Origin of the sequence: Arthrobacter rhizophilus, from assembly GCF_026241105.1 — a bacterium.
Classification (GTDB): Bacteria; Actinomycetota; Actinomycetes; order Actinomycetales; family Micrococcaceae; genus Arthrobacter.
Map to the genome: position 1 here is coordinate 113181 of NZ_JAPFFT010000010.1, position 17393 is coordinate 130573.

General features: G+C 63.3%; 16 protein-coding genes. 7 read left to right on the forward strand and 9 right to left on the reverse strand.

Translation table 11 applies throughout. The annotated features are described in order from the left end of the window. Positions 1-17 precede the first annotated feature (17 nt). From hpaD to OOZ51_RS10835, 4 genes are read right to left on the reverse strand one after another with little or no spacing between them, the layout of a single operon-like run. Positions 18-1106, reverse strand: a complete 1089-nt coding sequence (gene hpaD, locus OOZ51_RS10820) for a 3,4-dihydroxyphenylacetate 2,3-dioxygenase (RefSeq protein ID WP_265979515.1) — start codon at positions 1104-1106, stop codon at positions 18-20. Between the two features lie 36 nt (positions 1107-1142). Further along, the gene (gene hpaE / locus OOZ51_RS10825; RefSeq protein WP_265979517.1) at positions 1143-2657 is read right to left on the reverse strand and encodes a 5-carboxymethyl-2-hydroxymuconate semialdehyde dehydrogenase; all 1515 of its coding nucleotides are present in this window, start codon (positions 2655-2657) and stop codon (positions 1143-1145) included. Between the two features lie 55 nt (positions 2658-2712). Continuing rightward, positions 2713-3387, reverse strand: coding sequence for a GntR family transcriptional regulator (locus OOZ51_RS10830; protein WP_265979519.1), 675 nt, complete (start codon positions 3385-3387; stop codon positions 2713-2715). Then, the gene (locus tag OOZ51_RS10835; RefSeq protein WP_265979520.1) at positions 3380-4849 is read right to left on the reverse strand and encodes a fumarylacetoacetate hydrolase family protein; all 1470 of its coding nucleotides are present in this window, start codon (positions 4847-4849) and stop codon (positions 3380-3382) included. Before OOZ51_RS10835 ends, OOZ51_RS10830 begins: the two co-directional genes overlap by 8 nt. A gap of 222 nt (positions 4850-5071) precedes the next feature. Between OOZ51_RS10835 and OOZ51_RS10840 the strand changes: the two genes are divergently transcribed. Beyond that, positions 5072-6976, forward strand: a complete 1905-nt coding sequence (locus OOZ51_RS10840; protein ID WP_265979521.1) for an FAD-binding monooxygenase — start codon at positions 5072-5074, stop codon at positions 6974-6976. A gap of 73 nt (positions 6977-7049) precedes the next feature. Continuing rightward, positions 7050-7778, forward strand: a complete 729-nt coding sequence (locus OOZ51_RS10845; protein ID WP_265979522.1) for an alpha/beta fold hydrolase — start codon at positions 7050-7052, stop codon at positions 7776-7778. A gap of 10 nt (positions 7779-7788) precedes the next feature. Here the strand turns inward: OOZ51_RS10845 and OOZ51_RS10850 are convergent, their stop codons facing one another. Together OOZ51_RS10850 and OOZ51_RS10855 are read right to left on the reverse strand one after the other, a co-directional pair. Then, positions 7789-8418: a hypothetical protein gene (locus tag OOZ51_RS10850; RefSeq protein ID WP_265979523.1), complete on the reverse strand. Its 630-nt coding sequence runs from the start codon at positions 8416-8418 to the stop codon at positions 7789-7791. Between the two features lie 50 nt (positions 8419-8468). Further along, positions 8469-9401 carry an NAD-dependent epimerase/dehydratase family protein gene (locus OOZ51_RS10855; RefSeq protein ID WP_265979524.1) on the reverse strand — a complete coding sequence of 311 codons (933 nt, stop codon included), beginning with the start codon at positions 9399-9401 and terminating at the stop codon, positions 8469-8471. Between the two features lie 181 nt (positions 9402-9582). On the opposite strand from OOZ51_RS10855, the gene OOZ51_RS10860 reads away from it, so the two are divergent. Together OOZ51_RS10860 and OOZ51_RS10865 are read left to right on the forward strand one after the other, a co-directional pair. After that, positions 9583-10737, forward strand: a complete 1155-nt coding sequence (locus OOZ51_RS10860) for a hypothetical protein (protein ID WP_265979525.1) — start codon at positions 9583-9585, stop codon at positions 10735-10737. 32 nt (positions 10738-10769) lie between these two features. Beyond that, a complete protein-coding gene (locus tag OOZ51_RS10865; RefSeq protein WP_265979526.1) occupies positions 10770-11213 on the forward strand; it encodes a tautomerase family protein in 444 nt (147 codons plus the stop codon). A gap of 56 nt (positions 11214-11269) precedes the next feature. Here OOZ51_RS10865 and OOZ51_RS10870 read toward each other — a convergent pair whose 3' ends face one another. The 3 genes from OOZ51_RS10870 to OOZ51_RS10880 all read right to left on the reverse strand — a co-directional run bounded on the left by OOZ51_RS10870 (position 11270) and on the right by OOZ51_RS10880 (position 13585). Then, complete coding sequence (locus OOZ51_RS10870; RefSeq protein ID WP_265979527.1) at positions 11270-11584, reverse strand: carboxymuconolactone decarboxylase family protein; 315 nt, start codon at positions 11582-11584, stop codon at positions 11270-11272. An 829-nt stretch (positions 11585-12413) separates the two neighbouring features. Beyond that, positions 12414-13109 (reverse strand): maleylpyruvate isomerase family mycothiol-dependent enzyme, encoded by a 696-nt coding sequence (locus OOZ51_RS10875; protein ID WP_265979529.1) that lies wholly within the window; start codon positions 13107-13109, stop codon positions 12414-12416. A 26-nt stretch (positions 13110-13135) separates the two neighbouring features. Further along, complete coding sequence (locus tag OOZ51_RS10880) at positions 13136-13585, reverse strand: MarR family winged helix-turn-helix transcriptional regulator (protein WP_265979530.1); 450 nt, start codon at positions 13583-13585, stop codon at positions 13136-13138. A gap of 103 nt (positions 13586-13688) precedes the next feature. Here OOZ51_RS10880 and OOZ51_RS10885 point away from each other — a divergent pair, with 103 nt between their 5' ends. From OOZ51_RS10885 to OOZ51_RS10895, 3 genes are all read left to right on the forward strand, one after another. Next, the gene (locus tag OOZ51_RS10885) at positions 13689-15578 is read left to right on the forward strand and encodes an ABC transporter ATP-binding protein (RefSeq protein ID WP_265979532.1); all 1890 of its coding nucleotides are present in this window, start codon (positions 13689-13691) and stop codon (positions 15576-15578) included. Positions 15579-15721: 143 nt separating this feature from the next. Beyond that, entirely contained in the window at positions 15722-16825 is a 1104-nt protein-coding gene (locus OOZ51_RS10890; RefSeq protein ID WP_265979533.1) for an ImmA/IrrE family metallo-endopeptidase, read from the forward strand. Further along, positions 16825-17355 carry a hypothetical protein gene (locus tag OOZ51_RS10895; protein WP_265979535.1) on the forward strand — a complete coding sequence of 177 codons (531 nt, stop codon included), beginning with the start codon at positions 16825-16827 and terminating at the stop codon, positions 17353-17355. Before OOZ51_RS10890 ends, OOZ51_RS10895 begins: the two co-directional genes overlap by 1 nt. The last annotated feature ends 38 nt before the right edge of the window (positions 17356-17393 follow it).

Here is a 17393-nt window from a genome sequence, read left to right on the forward strand (position 1 = left end):
CGTTTAGCGTTGCGAGCCTAGAGCTGGGAGCCGACCTTGAAGCCCTTCTTTTCCCCGGCGGGGCCGTCCTCGGGTTGGCGGGTGTAGGAGAAGCCGTCGGCGCCGACGGTGACGGCCATTTCGCTCTTTTCCTCACGGACGATGACCGGCTGCGGGTTGCCGTCGAGGTCCAGGACGAGGGAGGCCTCGGTGTACCAGGAGGGGACCACGGGGTTGCCCCACCAGTCGCGGCGCTGGTTGTCGTGCACGTCCCAGGTGACGGTGGGGTTGTCCGGGTCCCCGGTGTAGTAGTCCTGGGTGTAGATCTCGATGCGGTGCCCGTCCGGGTCCAGGATGTACAGGTAGAAAGCGTTGGAGACGCCGTGCCGGCCGGGGCCGCGTTCGATCCGGTCGCTGATGCGCAGGGCGCCCATCTTGTCGCAGATCTGGATGATGTTGTGTTTCTCGTGCGTGGAGAACGCGATGTGGTGCAGACGGGGCCCGTTGCCGCCGGTCAGGGCGGTGTCGTGGACGGTCTGCTTGCGGTGCATCCAGGCGGCGTACGTGACGCCGTCGGAATCCTTGATGTCCTCCGAGACACGGAAGCCCAGGTCCTCAAGGTACTTCCGGCCGCGGGGAACGTCGGGGGTGACCTGGTTGAAGTGGTCCAGGCGGACCAGCTCGCCGGCGGAGTAGAGGTCGTAGCGCTGGGTGAGGCGTTCGACGTGTTCCACCTCGTAGAAGAATTCGTAGGGGAAGCCCAGCGGGTCCTCGACGCGGACCGAGTCGCCGACGCCCTTGGTGAAGCCGTCCTTGCGGCGCTCAACCCGGCAGCCCAACTCGCGGTAGTAGGCCTCGGCCGCGTCCACCTCGGCCGGGGACTTCACCCGGTAGGCGAACGCGGCGGCCGCGGCGACGGGTCCCTTGCGGAGCACCAGGTTGTGGTGGATGAACTCCTCGAAGGAGCGCAGGTAGATGGTGTTCTCGTCTTCCTCGGTGACGTGCAGGCCGAGCAGGTCAACGTAGAACTCGCGGGACTTGGCGAGGTCCGTGACCACGAGTTCGAGGTAGGCGCAGCGGACGATGTCCGGTGCCGGGACGGTGGGCGTGGGGACGAAGTTGGTCATTGTTGTCTCTCTTCTTTGAGGAGGGTGGAAGCGCGTTTAGGCGCCGAATTTGGGCGTATGAACAGCGCCGAGGGTGATGTGCACGGCCTGCTGGTCGGTGTAGAAATCGATGGAGCGGTAGCCGCCCTCGTGGCCCAGGCCGGAGGCCTTCACGCCGCCGAAGGGGGTGCGAAGGTCCCGGACGTTGTGGCTGTTGAGCCACACCATGCCGGCCTCGACGTTCTGCGCGAAGTTGTGGGCGCGGGTCAAGTTCTGGGTCCAGATGTAGGCCGCCAGGCCGTATTTGGTGTTGTTCGCCAGGGCGAGGGCTTCGTCGTCGTTCTCGAACGGGGTGATCGCGACGACGGGACCGAAGATTTCCTCCTGGAAGATCCGCGCGTCGGGCGCGACGTCGGCGAACACCGTCGGTGCGATGTAGTTGCCTTCCGGGAGGTGTTCCGGGCGTCCGCCGCCGGCGAGCAGCCGGCCTTCGGTCTTGCCGATCTCAACGTACGAGGCCACTTTGGCGTAGTGCTCGGGGTGGACGAGTGCGCCCACTTGGGTCTTGGGGTCGTGCGGGTCCCCGACGACGATGTTCTTCGCGCGGGCGGCGTACTTTTCGCAGAACTCGTCATAGATGGCGCGCTCGACCAGGATGCGCGAACCGGCGGTACAGCGTTCCCCGTTGAGGGAGAAGACCCCGAACAGGGCCGAATCGATCGCGGCGTCCAGGTCGGCGTCGGCGAACACGACGCACGGGGACTTGCCGCCCAGCTCCATGGAGAGGCCCTTGAGGTTCGCGGCGGCGTTGCGGAAGATCGTCTGGCCCGTAGTGGTCTCCCCGGTGAAGGAGATCAGCGGCACGTCCGGGTGCTTCACGAGGGCGTCGCCGGCTTCTTCGCCGAGGCCGTTGACCAGGTTGAACACGCCGTCGGGGAGGCCTGCGTCCTTGAAGATCTGCGCCCACAGCGAGGCCGAGAGCGGCGTGAACTCGGCAGGCTTGAGAACCACGGTGTTGCCCGTGGCCAGGGCCGGGGCGAGCTTCCAGGATTCGAGCATGAACGGGGTGTTCCACGGGGTGATCAGGCCCGCGACGCCGATCGGCTTGCGGTTCACGTAGTTGATCTGGGCGCCCGGGACCTTCATGGCGTCGTCGAACTGGGCCACGATCAGGTCCGCGAAGAAGCGGAAGTTTTCCGCCGCACGCAGGGCCTGGCCCTTGGCCTGAGTGATCGGCAGGCCGGTATCGAAGGTCTCCAGCTCGGCGAGCCGCTCCTCCTGGGCCTCGACGGCGTCGGCGATCCTGTTCAGGACGCGGGCGCGTTCGCGTGGCTTCATCTTCGGCCACGGACCGCTCACGAAGGCTTCGCGGGCCGCGGCGACGGCGAGATCGATGTCTTCCTTCTGCCCTGCCGCGGCGGTGGCGTAGTTGGTGTTGGATACCGGGTCCAGGACATCGAAGGTCTTACCGCTCATCGAGTCAACGAACCGGCCGTTGATGAAGTGCTGGATGTGGGCGGGAAGGTCCTTCGGCACGTAGTGGGTGGTGGTTTCTGGTGCAGTGAACGTCATTGTTTCTTCCTTTACTAGTGCAACGCGGGGTCACTTACGGCCCATGTTGGCCCGTTTAATGGGCGCTAAGTGACCCCGCGTTGCTTTGTGCGAGGTACGCGTCCAGGGTGGCGGCGCGGTGCCGGCGGGCGGCTTGTTCGATGGTGTCGGCGTCGGCGTTGCTTTCAATGAGTTGGAGCAGCGCTTCGTGTTCGTCCACGGATTCATGCGCGCGCCCGGGGACGAAGCGGAACGTCGAGGCCCTAATCGAGGCGAGCCGGTTCCAGCCCCGGTGCACGAGGTCCAGGATGTGCGGATTCGGGCAGTGTTCAAAGAGCACGCTGTGGAAATCCTGGTTCAACGCCGTGAAGCGGACGGGATCGAAATGCTCCAGGCAGTCCCGCATCTCCGCGTTGACCTCACGGGCCCTGGCAATGTCCGCCGGGCCGATCAGCGGTGCGGATAACGCCGTCGCGGCCCCCTCGATGATGCTCAGCGTCTGCATCGTGTACAGGTACTCGGTCGGGTCGATCCCGGAGACGGTGGCGCCGACGTTGCGCTCGAACTTCACGAGCCCTTCGGCCTCCAGGCGGCGGATGGCTTCACGGACCGGGACCACGCTGACGCCGAGGTCCTCGGCGATCTTGGCCAGCACCAGCCGGTATCCGGGCGAGTAAGTGCCATCCACGATGCGCGCCTTGACGGCGGCATAAGCTTGCTCGGATTTGCTCCCGACGGCGGTTTCAGTCACCTTGGGCCCCTTCCCATTGCTCGTAGCGGGCACGCCACTGCGCGTTCATCGGGTAGAGCCCGTCCACGCTGTTGCCCTGCTTGACCATCTCGAAAATGAAGGCTTCTTCCTTCTCCTGTTCGATGCACTCATCCACAAGTTCCTCGGCGATGGCCGGCGGAATCACCAGGATGCCGTCCGAGTCGGCCACGACGATGTCGCCTGGCTGGACGGTGGCTCCACCGCAGGCGATGGTGATATCCGTGTCCCACGGGATGTGGCGACGCCCCAGCACGGCGGGGTGCGGGTTGGCGAAGTAGGTGGGCATGTCCAGTCCTGCCACCGCCGAGTAGTCGCGGACGCCGCCGTCGGTGATGATCGCCGCGGCACCGCGCATCTGGGCACGCAGCGCCAGGATGTCCCCCACCGTCCCAGTGCCCTTTTCGCCCCGGGCCTCCATGACCAGGATCTCGCCCTCGTTGACGGAATCGATGGCCCGCTTCTGCGCATTGAACCCACCGCCATGGGTCTTGAACAGGTCCTCGCGGTTCGGAACATAACGCAAAGTCCGGGCGAGTCCGACCACTCTGCGGTCCGGACGGGTGGCCTGCAGACCGTCGATGCTCACGTTGTTCAGCCCGCGCTTTCGCAACTGGCTGGACAACGTAGCGGTGGCGACGCTTTCGAGCTTCTTCTTCAGCTCCGGGGTCAGGACAGGCACGACGACGGTGAGGCCCGCCGCTTCCCGCGAACCGTACGCTTCCTCCCGCTGCGTGTCATCAGACTTGGGCCGGGCACCGAAGTCCGCGAACGCCGTCGTACCTTCCACGACTGTGGAGGCCAGACGACCGCTGCTGATCCCGCCACTGGTGACCTCAACCTCGACGACGTCGCCGGGTTGGGCGACGGAGGCGCCGGCCGGGGTGCCGGTCAGGATAATGTCGCCGGGTTCGAGGGTGAGCAGCTGGGAAAGGTCAGCGACGAGGCGCGCGAAGGGGAACAGCAGGTCTTCGGTGGTGTCGTCCTGGACGAGTTCGCCGTTATGCCAGGTGCGGATGCGCAATTGGGAGGGGTCGACGTCGGCGGCCGGGATCAGCGCGGGGCCCACCGGCGTGAAACCGTCGCCGCCCTTGGACCGGAGGTTTGAGCCCTTGTCCGCGTAGCGGAGATCGTAGACGCCGAGGTCGTTGCTGGCCGTGACCCACCCGACGTGGCCCCACGCGTCCTCAAGGCTCACGCGGCGGGCAGGCCTGCCAATGATCAGCGCGATCTCGCCCTCGTACCCGAGGAGTTCACAGCCGGCCGGACGCTCCACTGTCGACGGGACTTCTGCCGAACCGACCGTCAGGGACGACGAAGGCTTCAGGAAATACGACGGCTGTTCCGGGGTGCGGCCGCGCTGCGCGGCCCGGCTCGGGTAGTTGATATGCACCGCGATGACCTTGCGGGCCGCGGCCAGAATGTGGTCGGTGACCTGTTCCAAGATTGTCTCCTCATCGAGTACGAAATCGTATACGATAACTATGGCCGGGGATCTTCGCGACGTCAACCCCTTGTTTTCGGGAGTTTTCAGGAGCCCTTGTCACCTTCGTCACACCTGCCGTACAGTTTTGAATCAGATAATTGTTTCGATTATTGAACATCGAGTTCTAATATCGAACACCGATAACGTTAAGACCACCGCACAACGAAGTGAGGAAAGCCCGTGCAGTTCCACCACCACGGTTATGTATCCGGTGACCCGCGAGTCCAGCCAGCCGCCGGCGTCGGCATCAACAGACCCACGGACCTTCCCGACGAGGTCGATGTGCTCATCGTTGGCAGCGGGCCCGCCGGCATGCTCGCCGCCGCTCAGCTGTCCCAGTTCCCGGGCGTCACAACCCGGATCGTGGAGCGCCGCAGCGGAAGGCTTGCGATCGGCCAAGCAGACGGCATCCAGGCCCGCAGTGTCGAGACTTTCCAGGCCTTCGGGTTTGCCGAGCGGATCATCGCCGAGGCGTACCGGATCACCGAGATGGCGTTCTGGAAGCCGGATCCCGCGGACCCCTCGCGCATCATCCGGACCGCCCGCGCCCTCGACGATCCAACGGGAGACATCAGCGAATTCCCGCACCTCATCGTCAACCAGGCGCGCGTGTTGGACTACTTCGCCGAGTTCATGGCGAACTCCCCCACCCGCACCTCTCCCGATTACGGATACGAGTTCCGTGGCCTCGAGGTCACGGGTGAGGGCGACTACCCCGTCACCGTCACCCTTCTCCACACCGCCGGACCCAACGAAGGCCAGGAGCGCACTGTCCGGGCCAAGTACGTCGTCGGCGCGGACGGCGCGCGCAGCAAGGTACGCGAGTCGATCGGCTGCACCCTCGCCGGCGACCAGGCCAATCATGCCTGGGGCGTCATGGATGTCCTCGCCGTCACGGATTTCCCCGACATCCGGACGAAGTGCGCCATCCAGTCCGGCACGGGCGGCAGCATTCTGCTGATCCCGCGCGAAGGCGGACACCTCTTTCGCATGTACGTCGACCTCGGCGAAGTGGATCGGAATGACAACCGCTCCGTACGCAACACCACGATCGAGCAGATCATCGCCAAGGCGAACGACATCCTCCACCCCTACACCCTCGATGTGCGCAACGTCGCCTGGCACAGCGTCTACGAAGTCGGCCACCGCCTGACAGACCGGTTCGACGACGTCCTGCCGGAGGAACGCGGCACCCGCACGCCACGCGTTTTCATTACGGGCGATGCCTGCCACACCCACAGCGCGAAGGCCGGCCAAGGCATGAACGTCTCCATGCAAGACGGCTTCAACCTGGCCTGGAAGCTCGGTCATGTGCTCGAGGGCCGCAGTCCGGAGAGCCTGCTGTCCACGTACTCGGCCGAGCGCCAAGTGGTTGCCAAGAACCTCATCGACTTCGACAAAGAGTGGTCCACGCTCATGGCGAAGAAGCCCGAGGAGTTTGAGGATCCCACCGAGCTGGAGAACTTCTATGTGAGCACGGCAGAGTTCCCTGCTGGTTTCATGACCCATTACGCCCCCTCGCCGCTCATCGCCGAGCCCACCCACCAAGGTTTGGCGACGGGATACACCATCGGCAAGCGTTTCAAATCCGCGCCCGTGGTGCGCGTCTGCGACACCAACCCGGTCCAACTCGGCCACCAGGCCAAGGCGGACGGACGATGGCGCATCTATGTCTTCGCGGACGCGGCCGAAGCTGGCGCGCCGTCGCCCGTCGTCGACTTTGCCGAGTGGATCGCGAACTCGCCGGATTCGCCGCTGGCCGCAACGCCGTCGGGCGCTGACCGTGACGCGTGGTTCGACGTGAAGGTGATTTACCAGCAGGAGCACACGAGCGTCGACATCGGCGCCGTGCCGGAGGTATTCAAGCCGCAGGTGGGCCCGTTCAGGCTCACCTACCTTGAGAACGTCTACGGCACGGATCCTTCGGCGGATATCTTCGCGCTGCGCGGCCTGGACCGTGCCGGCCTCATGGTGGTGGTGCGCCCGGACCAGTACGTCGCGAACGTCTTGCCCCTCACGGCGACGGCGGAACTCGCCGCGTTCTTCGCGCCCCTCCTGCGATCGGGACGGACCGCGGCAGTGTGAGCTGTTGGCGCGTCCTGGCGCGCGGGACACCGGAAGGGTTCATTCTGTCGGTGGCCCGTCGTAGGGTACCGGCATGGACATCATCTTGGTTCCCGGATTCTGGTTGGACGCCTCATCATGGTCGGAGGTCACGCCGCCGCTCGTTGCTGCGGGACATACCGTCCACCCACTTACGCTGCCTGGGCTGGAGGCCGTTGATGCCCCACGGTCCGGCATCGGCCTCAGGGATCACATCGACGCCGTAGTGGCAGCTGTAGACGCCGTCGGCAATCCTGTTGTTCTAGTCGGCCACTCCGGCGGAGGTGCCATCATCCACGGCGCCGTCGACGCCCGCCCGGACCGCGTGGTCCGGGCGGTTTACGTGGACAGCGGCCCTCTTGGCGAGGGCGGCGTCATCAACGACGAACTGCCGGTTGAGGGCGACGCCGTGCCCTTGCCGCCATGGGAGCTTTTCGAAAATGAGGACCTCGTGGACCTCAATGACGAGCTGCGCGCCGCCTTCCGCGCACGCGCCATCCCGGAGCCAAAGAACGTGGCCACCGATAAACAGCGGCTGCACGATGTTCGCCGCTACGACGTCCCGGCCACCATCATCGCGTGCGAGTTCCCCTCCAGCCTGCTCGGCGAGTGGATCGAATCCGGCCACCCCTTCGTGGCCGAGCTCGCGCGCATCAACGATGTCGAATTCATGGATCTGCCCACCGGACACTGGCCCCAGTTCACCAAGCCGACCGAACTCGGCGAAGCCATACTCGCGGCTGTTGAGCGGAAGGGAGCGGAAGGGATAGGGCAGTTCAGGTGAGCGTCGCGCGCTATCCGACGCCGTGATGGGAAACTGTCGGGTCCGCGACTTCAACTAGGAAGACCGGATGTTCGGGCTGAGGTTCACTGGGAACCCAGACTCGGATCTCGGCGCCGATGCCCGGGACCTGGGACTCCAGGAGGAATGCCGGGCCGCCCGCGGGCGGGCGCCAATTAGCTCTGAACGAAGCTAGGCCGGATTCGCCAGTCGCGACGGTCAGCGTGAATGAGGCCACGCCCCCTTCTTCCAAGAACCCTACGCGTCTGGACGAAACGATTCCCCGGATGGGCCGGGCGGTTACCCGCAGGCTGCTCCATTGCCGCTGTGCAGCACGTTCCCGGGCGGCATCCCTGACGGACGCGACATACCCGGCCCAGAAGCCGATCGGGAGCCCGACGAGCATCACGGTGAAGATCGCGTTGAACCACCAGCCTGGCGTGTCCGAGGTCCACAGAATCGCGACGGGCCATCCACAGACCATCGTTGCGATAACGAAAGCACAAGCCACGATGGTCCGCCCGGCTGAGCCCAGTCTTCGTTGGAAGAGCAACTCCAATGGCGGTGCGGAGTCTGAACTGATACTCGGAACGAGGTGGACGAGGCGAACCACTCTCGGGATGTTTGGAACGCTGGACTCCATGCGCCGATCGTAGCAAGACCCTGAGCTGCCTGAGGCAGCCTCAGGACGCCTTAGCTGCTCGTTGGGGGCTTGCGGTAACTGTCCACCGTAACTTCCAGAGCTTCGTTCCATGGTGTTGCCGTGACACCCAGCATCTTCTGTGTCTCCGTGGAGTCGATCACGAAGGGCGTCCTGAATTGGTAGCTTGAGGCTGAGATCTCGCGCAGGATGGGAATGACCGTACCGAGGGCTCTGAGTGACCACTGCGGGATCGAGGCGACCCGGCCTTTCACGCCCCAGCGCTCATTCACCTGCCGCACGATTTCCGAGCGCGGGACGGACGCACTCGGCACATGCCAAGCACGGCCCCATTCGCCTGTGTGCTCTGCGGCTGCGATCAGTGTCGCGGCGATATCGGGCAGGAAGCTCCAACTGTGCTCTAGTGCGGGGTCTCCAACGACGCGCGCCGTTTTGGAAGCCAACACTGGTTCGAAAAAGCCACTACCGAGGTGCGTTGACATGCCAGCGGCCCCTGGGCCGAAGTAGTCGCTCGCCCGAACCTCTGCGGCCCGGAGTTCACCGCGTTCGTGCGCCGCCAGCACCTTCTCCCAGCCCGCCTTGCGCACCAGGCCCTTTTTCTCGGTCGTAGCGAGCGCTGAGTGCTCGGTCATCGGACCGTCCGGGGAGCCGTAGGCATAGAGGTTACCCATGAGCACAAGAGCTGCCCCGGAGTCACGCGCCGCCTTGATTACGGCGTCGAAGATCGGAGGCCAGTCTGCTACCCAGTCGGTGTACGGCGGGTTGGTGCAAACGAAGATTGTGTCGGCTCCGCGTGCGGCCTGCGTGACGGCGGCAGGGTTGTTGGCGTCCAGCTTCACCGGAGCCGCGCCAGGGATCGTAGTGCCGCTGCGGGTGCCGATAGTGACTTGGTCGCCACGGGCGGTGAGCTGCCTCGCAAGCGTCCCGCCTACGAGTCCCGCGCCGAGGATGAGATGGCTTGCCAAAATGGTTATCTCCTGAGCTGTCCGGCTATACGTTGCTGGGTGACATCGCACACCCTACAACACGACGGAGCCCACCACCCTTGACAAGAATCGAGGGGGCATGAATGATACGAGCCTCACAGCTTTGTCCCTTCCCTTGGACAATGGCTGAATTGGTGTCCGGCATTGTCGAAAGAGTGTATTGACAGTAATCGTGTGGGCGTGTTTTTCGGTCGGGATGGTTGGGTTGCTCCTGAACTGGATGAGTGTGATCGGAACGCTGATAGTGCCGCGACCGCTGCACAGCAGCCTTTCACGGGTGACCCACTTGGTCACGGCGAAAATCTTCCTTGCCATCACAAGACCCGTGACCTCGTACGAAGTACGTGACCGGATCCTTGCCTGGCAGTCTCCGATGTCGCTATTTGTCCGCTTGCTTGTTTGGGTGATCCTGTTCGATTTGTCGTTCAGCCTCCTGCTTCTTCCCTTCGTCGACGGTGACATCTGGCAAGCCGCTAGTGAAGCCGGCTCCGCGATGTTCACGCTCGGCTACGCTGCGCCGTCGAACGTTGGCAACACAGTGTTGGTGTACGCGGCCGCGTATACCGGGTTGATAGTCATCGCTTTACAGATTGGCTACCTGCCAACGCTTTATGCGGCCTTCAACAGGCGTGAATCGGAAGTCACGCTCTTGGTGTCAAGAGCAGGCTCGCCGTCGTGGGGACCTGAGCTTCTGGTGCGCACACGGTTTGGCATGGCCGCTCAGAACAGCACCAGCGAGCTTAGCGATCTCTACCGCATCTGGGAGCGGTGGGCCGCTGATGTGGCAGAATCACACAGCACTTACCTCACGTTGGTGTGGTTCCGTTCACCCGCTCCGCAATCGAACTGGCTCAACTCCCTGCTCAGCGTGATGGACGCGGCTGCGTTGCAACTTTCGTTGAGTCCGGGGTCTGCACCGAGTACCCGGGCGCGGCTGGTTCTTCGGATGGGGTTCACCTGCCTGAACCAAGTGGCGCGGGCCATTCGTATCCCGGTGGAGGATGACCCCGATCCCGATTCCCCACTCGATGTGACTTTCGAAGACTTCCAAACGGCAGTGGAACTCCTGCGAGCCGTCGACTACCCGGTCGAAGTGACCGCGGAGCAGGCGTGGCCCCACTTCAGGGGCTGGCGCGTCAACTACGAAAAGGTGGCGTACGCCCTCGCCTACGCAATCGACGCCCCGCCTTCAATGTGGAGTGGCCCGCGGCGATTCGCGTCAGAACCCACAATGCCGTACCGGCCGAAGAACCGAACCTCAAAGGAAGTAAAGCCAGACGATCCGCAAATGCTTGGCCAGCGGAGGACACGCTAAAGGTTGACCCAACTTAGAAAAGGAGAAGCGTCATGCCCATGATCGACGTATATGCCACCACCGGAACCTTTGCGGACAAGCACCGGCTCGCGGTTGACCTGGCATCAACTGTGATGCGGGTGGAGCAGGTCCCGAACATTCCGATGTTCCGAAAGAACACGGCAGCATTCATCCATGAACTCCCGGAAGGGGACCTGTCGAATGTCGACGGCGACAGCGGCTACGTGCGGGTCCAGGTGCTCACTAACGCGGGCGCATTGGACCGCGACAAGCAGCTCGTCTTGGTCGAAGAGCTGACCGCCCTCATCGCGAGCGCCGCGGCGGACCCGACGCTACCCGAACGCACTTGGGTTCTGCTCACAGAAGCGCCCGACGGCGGTTGGGGCCTCAACGGCCACGCCAACACCAACAATGAGCTCATCGAGGCCGCGCGTGCACAGATCGCCTCTCTCCAAGGGCAACCCCCGCAGGCCTGAACTTCCGGCAGTAACCGGAGATGGAGGCACCAGGCGCCCCTCGGACGTGAACACTGCTACTCGGCAAACACCTGCTTGGCGACCGCCATGGCAGACATCGCCTTCGGCCAGCCCGCGTAGAACGCCAAGTGCGTGATTGCCTCGCTCAATTCGGCCTCGGTCAGTCCGTTGGCCTTCGCCAGGCGCAGGTGTCCAAGAAGCTGTTCGGTGCTGCCGCTCGTTACGAGACTCGCAACGGTAATGAGGCTCCGGTCGCGCTTGGCCAACTCGGTCCGTTCCCAGACGTCGGCGAACAGCACGTCGTCGGTGAGTGAGGCCAGTTTGGGTGAGATGTCCCCGACGAGTTGCTGGGCGCGGGATTGTTCGGTCATGTTGTTCTCCTTGTTTGTGATTCTCCGGCCGGGGCGAATTTATCCCTCGTTCGGTGTGCTTTCGGCTTCGCTTTCAATCCTAGGAACGCACAACAGAATGAGGGAGGGGCGGCCTTTACCTGTCTCCTGAGGAGACGCCGGGTGTTCCACCTAAGCCGGGTGTTCGCGCCTAAAGCGACGGATATCTTCTGAGACCCACCATGCCCCCGGCGGCGATCAGTGCTCCGCCAAAGGCCAATAACAATCCCGCCACAGACAAGGTCGGTGCTGAGGGCTGGCTGTTCGGGGCTGGGCCGCCGGGGTCAAACCTGGGACCCACCGCCGACGCTGAATTCTGAACGGAAGGAGCAAGAGGAGCGGCGATCAGCGACGGCGATGCGGACGCTGTCGCAGCTGGCGGCGCGGTCTTGATCGGGTCCTGCTCCACAGTCGCCACCGGCGACGGGGGTGAGGCCCCACCAGCCGGAACCGTAGCTCCGGGATCCGGTTGGGGTTGCGGTTGTACCGGTGGGCTGGGCGTACTTGGCGGTGTAGGTTTGCCCGACGGGCGGGGAGTTGGGGAGCTACTCGGAGAGCACATACCGACCAGTCCAAGAAGGCCCGGCGAATCGCAAGGCGCGGCCACTGCGGTCCCTGCCGGTGCAAGTGCGATCAGGCACAAAGCGAAAGGAATCGCGACAAGGGCAGCTGGTACCTTCCGGCGAGTCATGGCTTCGACTCTACCTACTGAGCGGCAACTTGGGAGACAAGTCCGGCCCGGGCCGAGCCACAAGGCCAGCGCACCAACGATCACGGCCGTATCGACAGCCGCTTAGGTGTCCGATGATTCTCAGGGCGTGATTGGCCCTTTCAGGACACGGAGCGCAAGGGAAGTATCCCCCTCGATGGCGGCGGTATCTGTGAGGTCTGAACGCCCCCAGAGACCGAGGTACATGCTGCGCAGAGGTGCGGTAATCGACGCCGCGACGGGCCCCGTACCAACGGTCCATCCGCCGGATCCTGGGACGTTGAAGGTCACTGCCGCTTCCGGTTGCGGCATCCGCCCTAGCCTCAACTGGCGAGGGGTGAACATTTCCAACACCTCGCCGATGCCATCGAATAGGAAGTCCTCGCTGAAAGCGGGGGCCTCTAGACCGGATGCCATGCGGGCATCGACAAGGTGGATCGCGTGTTCGTGTGCCTGGCGCCTGAGCCAGAATCCGGCCTTGCGCGGAGGGGGCCCGAAAGTCCAGCACTCGTTCTCTGGATCAATCCTTGCCATTGTCTCAAGAAACGAGTTCGCCCTCTCAAGGAACCACCCTGAAGCGCCGACGGACGGGGCAGGAGGTTCCTCGACGAACTTTCCCCGAAGAACAATCTCGGCGGCCCATCGTTCGATCGAACCGAGGTGCCCGAAAAGTCCGTCGAGTGTCCAACCCGGACAGGCGGGAACCGAATGTGCAAGCTTTTCTTCAGGTTGTCTGGCAAGGATGCGGAGTTGATCGACGCAGATGGACAGCTCGGCAAAGTAGAAATCAGGCGACATGGGTCGAGCATAGACTGCCGTTCGCCTCAATCTCCGAGCTGCCCCAGAATCCGCGCCAGCTCGGTGCGATCCCCTGCACTGAGCCGGGCAAAGTACTCGGAGGACTTGCCACGCCGTTCGGCGCTGATCTTCGCAAAGAGCTGCTGCCCGGCTGCCGTAGCGGCGACCCGGGTGGCCCGACGGTCCGTAGGATCTGGGTCGCGACGGACGAGGCCCTTGGCCTCGAGCTGATCCACAACCTCAGTCGCCGAACGCGGAGCAATGCGCAACCGTTCCGCCAGGTCCTTCAAGCGCATCGGGTCCCCGGCATCTTGGGCACCGGATGGACGCCGTCGCATCAGCGTCATGAGCGCCCGCCACTGGTGCGGCGTCATCTCCCACGGCGCCAGTTGCTCGGCCCAAGTCCGGCGCAGCCCTCGGAAAGCGGCATGGAAGAGATCGCCGAGGTCGGCAGAATCAGAGGGCTGTGAATGCATGGTGCCAGTCTAACAATTTGACCCGTAACCACATAGTGAGGTAACCTCTGTATTACAAAAAGCGCGATTCCCTACGCCCCACTCACCACTGGAGGTGGTGCTTATGACGGAGAACATCCTCACCCAAAATCCCCATCGACCGGGCCCTGGCGCCCGAAATCCCGGTCGCGGCCCCGCCCGCCTCAACCCCGCCGACCGGACCCAGCTGAAACAGAATCCCGTGAGCCTCAAGCGGATCGCCGGACTGTTCACGCCGCACAAGGTGACCATTGCCGCCGTCGTGCTTCTCATCAGCGCATCCAGCATCATCGGCCTGGCACAGCCGTTCCTGGTCCGCCACATCATCGACGTCGCGCTACCCGGCAGGGATCTGCCGCTTCTCGCGTGGCTGGCCACCGGGTTGATCGCCGTAGCCGCCGCCACCGCGCTCATTGGCGTGACGCAAACCTGGATGACCACAGGCATGGGCCAGAAGATCATGCACACCCTGCGCACGCGCTTGTTCACACACTTGCAACGGCAATCACTGGGGTTCTTTACCCGGACCCGCAGTGGCGAGGTGCAGTCGCGGTTGAACAACGACATTTCCGGCCTGCAGCAGGTCATCACATCCACCGCCACGGGCGTCGCTTCCAACCTGACCACTGCCATTGCGACAGCCATCGCCATGGTGGCCATTTCGCCCGGACTCTCGCTCCTGTCCCTGATAGTGATCCCGCCAGCTGTCTGGTTCACGCGCCGGGTGGCCCTGCTCCGGCGAAACATCACGTCCACGCTGCAGAGCGAACTGGCCACTATGAACACACAGGTCGAGGAAGGGCTGTCAGTCTCCGGCGTCCGGCTCTCCAAAACCCTCGGAACCACCAAGCGCGACGCCCACCGCTACACGGAGAGCTCCAAACGGCTGATCGGCCTGGAGATGCGCTCCCAACTGGCCGGCCGTTGGCGCATGTCCACCATGGGCATCATCTTCTCGGCCATTCCGGCGCTGATCTACTTGGCCGCTGGATTGCCCGTCACCAGCGGAGGCATGACCATCGGCACGCTCGTGGCGTTCACCGCACTGCAGGCCGCCATCTTCCGCCCGGTCATGAGCCTGCTGGACCTCAGCGTCCAGTGGGTCACCGCGATGGCCCTGTTCAGCCGCATCTTTGAGTACCTGGACTTGGCTCCCGAGATCACTGCCCCGGCACAGCCCGTTCCCTTGGACCCGGCCGCAGTGCGCGGCGAGGTCCGCTTTGAGGGCGTCAGTTTTGCGTACGACGGCGGCACTGAAGTTTTGCACGGCATCGACCTTGCGCTCCCGGCCGGCACCAGCACCGCAATCGTGGGGCCCACAGGTTCCGGAAAATCGACACTGGGCTCACTGGTCCCACGCCTGCATGACCCCACCGCCGGACAGATCACCATCGACGGCGTGAATGTCCGCGACATCTCCCCGGAGGACCTGACGAAAATTGTTGGTGTGGTGTCCCAAGAGACGTACTTGATTCACGACACCATCCGGGAAAACCTACTGCTGGCGGCACCGGACGCGGGCGACGCAGTCCTCTGGAGCGCGCTGGCCTCCGCGCAGATCGCTGACCTGATCGCTGGCCTGCCCGACGGTTTAGACACCATGGTCGGCGCCCGGGGCCACCGGTTCTCCGGCGGCGAGCAGCAGCGCTTGGCCATTGCCCGGACCATCCTGCGCAACCCGAAAGTGCTGGTCCTCGACGAGGCCACATCCGCCCTGGACAACGCCACCGAGTACCAGGTGCAAGCGGCGCTCGACCGGCTGGCGGTTGGCCGGACTACGCTCACCATCGCCCACAGGCTCTCGACGGTGGAGAAAGCGGACCAGCTGGCCGTCCTTGCTGGCGGTGCGATCGTGGAGCTCGGAGCGCCTGGCGACCTTCGCGCTGCAGGCGGCGCCTACGCACAACTCGTCGAGGCCAGAGAGGCCGTGCACTTTGAAGATCGCCTCGTGGAAGCCGCCGGCCTCACGGCATGAACCGGTACCCGAGCACTTGCTGATGAAGTCACTGATCGACGACGACGGAATACAGATAGCTCTACTGCGATGCGTCCTCGGGTGTCTCCCAGTTCCTAAGTCTTGCTTGCGATTTTCGCAAGATCTTGCGCTAGAGTGGATTCATGGATGCCGCATCTATTGAACGTGTCCGGGAAATCCTTGACTCCACGGGCATGAAGAACTCTGAGATCGCCGGAGCTATTGCAACTACCCCCGACAAGCTTTCCAAGTCGCTTTCAGGCGTCCGCAAATTCACAACGACCGAACTCGCGCTTCTGGCTGAACTCGCAGGAACGACCGTCGAGTGGATCTTGACGGGCCGGCACCGCGCTTCTCCCGCGATAGCAGCCCGAACAGCTATGGCCGCGGCGCCCCACACGTCCGACATCGAGACAATCGCACGCCGCTTCAGTGAGGCGAGCGATCAGTTGACCATGCTCTCCGAATCAAAACGAGAGCTGAGGGTGCTCCCACCCCTCCGTCACGTCTGGTCATACATCGAGCAGGCAAACGAGTTGGCTGCGGATGCATTGGCCGCGATCAGCGCCTCTGGCAGCAGCGTGGTTTCCAGGCCAAGCTTGGTCGACGTTGTTGAGGAAGTCTTTTCGATCGACGTTGCTGTGACATCTTTGCCTAAGGGACTGGATGGGTGTTCTTGGCAGACGGACGAGCAGCGATTGATCATGCTTCAGCCAACAGACAGGTGGGCACGCCAGCGATTTACCCTCGCTCACGAACTCGGCCACATTCTGGCCGCTGATGCTCAGGAGCTGATTGCCGAGGAAGTGCCGTCTCATAGCTCCTTGGAAACTGAAAAACGGGCGAACTCCTTTGCCGCTGCGTTCTTAATGCCGGAATCAGAAGTCGAAGCGCAGATTGGCGGCAGCGACCCAGACGACGAACAATTCATGCGCGCCGTCTGCCATTTCCGGGTATCACCGATCGCGTTAGCATATCGTCTTCAGAACCTCCGCCTGTTAGATCCTTCTAAGGTCGAATCCTGGAAAGCAGTGACGGCGGAGACCTGCGCGCTGGCAACCGGGGATTACAATCTTGTCGCAACTGAAAGGGCTCGTTCGGGGGCAGATCGAATCCCGCCCCGACTCCTAATTGGTCACCTTGCGCAATACTCAACCCGCAAGACTTCAGTCCGTCCGCTTGCATCCCTTATGGATCGGGATCCAGAGGAAATTGCCGAACTCCTGCATCCTGTGGACGCAAAATAGTGCCAAGCCTCCTCTTTCCCGACAACACCGTCCTCTGCAACTACGCAGCGGTTAACGAACTCAGTCTGTTGCAGGAGTTATTGAGGTCCAACGGGCGATGGACGCAGGCAGTTTATGCCGAGGCCCGCCGTTCATCCCGGCAAATCCCCCAGTTGGAAGCTGTCGCGAGCGAAGGATGGCTCGGGGAACCAATCGAGATTGAGGACCACGAGCAAGTGGAGAACATTCGTCTTGCCCGGCTGGGAGGGAGTCGAACAAAACCATTTGAACACCTCGGCGAAGCAGAGACGTGTCATCTGATCCACAACGTCGCAGGCTATCGAGACTCCATTTGGATTACCGACGATGGAGCAGCTTTCGACTTCGGACAGCAGCTGGGGATCGTCACGTGGGACACCCGCACTACGGTCGAGCAGCTGATTGCTGAGGGCACGCTAACAGCGCGAGACGGCTTTGCCTTAATGGGGGCGATGTGGAACGCAGACAGATCTCCCCGAAGGATGCCGGAACGATGGCAAGAACTCCAGTAACTTCTGCGAGTGGATCAGCTTGCCCGACTGGCAACGTG